Annotated in this window: 4 protein-coding genes; 1 reads left to right on the forward strand and 3 read right to left on the reverse strand. The window is 69.2% G+C overall.

From position 1 onward, the window contains the following. Positions 1 to 781: PP2C family protein-serine/threonine phosphatase (locus HKK72_RS37790; RefSeq protein WP_187239189.1), on the forward strand; the 781-nt coding region annotated here is incomplete at its 5' end. Between the two features lie 94 nt (positions 782 to 875). On the opposite strand, the gene HKK72_RS37795 is transcribed toward HKK72_RS37790, so the two are convergent. The 3 genes from HKK72_RS37795 to HKK72_RS37805 are packed head-to-tail and all read right to left on the reverse strand — an operon-like array spanning position 876 to position 3,114. Continuing rightward, positions 876 to 2,126, reverse strand: a complete 1,251-nt coding sequence (locus HKK72_RS37795) for an RNA polymerase sigma factor (RefSeq protein ID WP_315987648.1) — start codon at positions 2,124 to 2,126, stop codon at positions 876 to 878. After that, the gene (locus HKK72_RS37800) at positions 2,123 to 2,458 is read right to left on the reverse strand and encodes a YciI family protein (protein ID WP_187239190.1); all 336 of its coding nucleotides are present in this window, start codon (positions 2,456 to 2,458) and stop codon (positions 2,123 to 2,125) included. The genes HKK72_RS37795 and HKK72_RS37800 overlap by 4 nt, the downstream gene beginning before the upstream one ends. A 29-nt stretch (positions 2,459 to 2,487) precedes the next feature. Beyond that, positions 2,488 to 3,114, reverse strand: coding sequence for a dihydrofolate reductase family protein (locus HKK72_RS37805; RefSeq protein ID WP_187239191.1), 627 nt, complete (start codon positions 3,112 to 3,114; stop codon positions 2,488 to 2,490). Positions 3,115 to 3,289: the final 175 nt, after the last annotated feature.

Raw genomic sequence — 3,289 nt, forward strand, 5'->3', positions numbered from 1 at the left:
GATGGCGTTGCAGGCGGAGATGGTATGGGCGTTCATGGCGCCGCCGACGTTCGCCACCGAGAGGGTCATCGTCGCGGCGGCGCTGGAACCGGCCTACGAGGTAGGCGGTGACGCCTTCGACTACTCGTTGCTCGGCGATCGCCTGAATGTGTCGATCTTCGATGCGGCCGGCCACGATCTCACCGCCGGTCTCATCGCCAGCGTCGCCATGGCCGGTTGCCGCAACACTCGCCGGTCAGGCGGCGATCTTCTGGAGTCGGTGACCTGCGTAGATCAGGCGATCGCCGGCCGGTTCGACCCATCCCGGTTCGCCACCGCACTGCTGTGCGAACTGGACATTGCCGCCGGCGAACTGACCTGGATCGTGTGCGGCCACCCGCCCCCCTTGCTCATTCGCGACAACCAGGTGGTCAAGGAACTCCGGCGTGAGCCCCATCTGCCACTCGGCCTCGCATGCGATGACGCTCCACCGCAGATTCACCATGAGCAGCTGCAGCCCGGTGACCGCGTCCTGCTCTACACCGACGGTGTCGTAGAAGGCCGTGGCCCGGATGGCGACGAGTTCGGGCTGAAACGGCTGAGCGAATTCATCATCCGGCACAGCACCCGCGGCATGTCCGCCCCCGAGACGCTGCGGCGCCTGAACCGCACCATCGTCGACTACCAGAACGGCCGCCTGACCGACGACGCGACCACCCTGCTGGTGGAATGGATGCCCGCGGACTCACGACGCCAGCTCACGCCGCAGCTCGAGGCGGGCGGGTCCGCCACCGACTGGTGACGGACCCGCCGCCCGGTCAGGTGGTCGTGCTCAGGTAGAGGGCATTGAACAGCAGCTTGTACGTCCCATGCGACTGGGCACGGGGCGAGGTGGCCTACCGCCCAGATGCCATCGTCCCGTCGGTCTCGGCGAGACGGGCGGCGAGGAAGGCGCGTTCGGCATCGTTGTCGGCCAGCGTGATCGCTCGCTCGTACGCCCCGGCGGCGTCGGCTCCGCGGCCCAGTCGGCGCAGCAGGTCGGCCTTGATCGCCGGCAAATAGCGGTAGCCGGCGAGCCGCTTGTCCTGTTCGAGCGCCTCGACCTCGGCCAACGCGGTCGCCGGCCCGTCGACCATCGCGACCGCCACGGCCCGGTTGAGCGCGACCACCGGCGACGGCCATGCTCTCAACAGCTCGTCGTAGAGCACCAGGATCTGCCGCCAGTCCGTGTCGTCATATGTCGGTGCGGTCGCGTGCAACGCCGCGATGGCGGCCTGAAGGGCGAATCGGCCGGGATCACCACCGCGGAGTGCCCCGACGACCAGGTCGTGCGCCTCGGCGATGGCTTCGTGGTCCCAGCCCGAACGGTCCTGTTCCTCGAGCAGGAGCAGGCGCCCGCCCGCGGTGGTACGGGTGGCCCGGCGAGCGTGGTTGGCCAGAAGCAGCGCGAGCAGTCCCCCGGCCTCGCGCTCGTCCGGCATCAGGTCGCGCAGCATACGTGCCAGGTCGAGCGCGCGCTCGGCGATGTCGCTCTTGGTCAGCACGGGTCCCGCCGGTGCGGTGTGGCCGGTGGTGAAGAGCAGATGGATCGCGGTGAGCACCGCGTCCAGCCGGTTCGGCAGCTCAGCCTGGGGGGGCATCCGAAAGGGGATCCGCGCGGCCGTGATCTTCTTCTTGGCGCGAGTGATCCGTGCGGCCATCGCCGTCTCGGAGACCAGGAACGCCTGCGCGATGTCCGAGGTGGTCACGCCGCAGACCAGCCGCAGCGTGAGCCCTGCCTGCGCCTCGACGCCCAGCGCCGGATGACAGCACAGGAAGACCAACCGCAGCCGGTCGTCGCGCACCACCGGATCGGCCGGGACTCCGGGGTCGTCTGCCGCCGGCTCCACCAGCAGATGGAGCTTCGACCGCAATGTTCTGGCTCTGCGCACGGCGTCCAGTGCGTTGTGCCTGGCGGCAGTGGTCAGCCAGGCGCCCGGCCTGGCCGGTACGCCGTCGTGCGTCCAGGCGTCGAGCGCGGCGACGTACGCGTCCTGAACGCATTCTTCGGCCAGATCGAGGTCGCGGGTGACGCGAACCGTCGCGGCGAGCACCATGGCCCACTCGCGACGGTGCGCGTCGGCGACCGCCCGCCGTACCGAGGTCACTCCGCGAGCAGCGGCCGCACCTCGACGGCGCCGTCCATGATCGGGAGTAGCTTGCCGATGGCGATCGCCGCTTCGAGGTCTGTGGTCTCCACCACGAAGAACCCGGCGATCACCTCCTTGCTCTCGATGAACGGACCGTCGGTGACCAGGCCGTCCTTGTGGATCGTCCGGGCGGTCGCGCTGGGCTGCAGCGCCTGCTCGTTGACGACCTTGGCGCCCATCGCCGCGATCTGCTCCCCGGCGCGCAGGTTGGCCTCCATCACCTCGGGCGGGATGTCGGCCACCCCTCCGGGGGTTTCGCTCTCGTAGATCAGAATCGCGTACTGCGGCATGGATCTTCCCCTCTGATCACCTCGCCCGATCACCAGTTGCCGGTCTCGGGACCCATCGCGCCGTACTCGAGCCTGCCACCCCGCGCGTACGTGCTGACGAGAACGCCCGTACTCGACGTCGTGGTGTCGAGCAGTTCAAGGCCGGACGGGACGGTTCCGTCCGCGAAAAGGCGTTTTCCCGAGCCGATGAGCACCGGGAAGACCAGCAGTTGGAACTCGTCGACGAGCTCGTGCCTGACCAGCGTCTGGACCATCTCGCCGCTGCCGTGGACCTGGATCTCGCCGCCCTCGCCCTGCTTGAGCCTGCCGACCGCCTCGGCGACGTCGCCCGAGAGCAGTGTCGAGTTCTGCCACGACACGGTGTCCAGGGTCCGCGACGCGACGTACTTGCGCAGGCCGTTCATCCTCGCCCCGATCGGATCGTCGGCGCCGGCCAGCGGCCAGGTGGCGGCGAAGACGTCATAGGTCTTGCGCCCGAGCAGGAGCGCGCCCGCCCTGCCGGTCAACGCGGCCATCCGCTGGAGAATCCCCTGATCGATGTGCGGTACGGCCCAGCCGCCGTGCTCGAACCCGCCGTCGCGGTCCTCGTCGCCGCCGCCCGGTGCCTGCATGACCCCGTCCAGGGACACGAACGTGGTGACCATCAGTTTTCGCATGTGTCGTTTCCTTCGCTCTGCCTGCCGCCGGGCGTCGGTGGTGACGCCCTCACCCACTACGGCGAACGAGACCGCCCACAATCGACACCACGTCGCGGATTCCCTCGAGGCGGCAGGAATCCCGGGCCCCCGGCGCTCCGCTCGTTCTCCACCGGCTACCGCACGAGCCTGAGCC

Origin of the sequence: Actinomadura sp. HBU206391 (assembly GCF_014323665.1) — a bacterium.
In the GTDB taxonomy this organism is placed as follows: domain Bacteria; phylum Actinomycetota; class Actinomycetes; order Streptosporangiales; family Streptosporangiaceae; genus Actinomadura_C.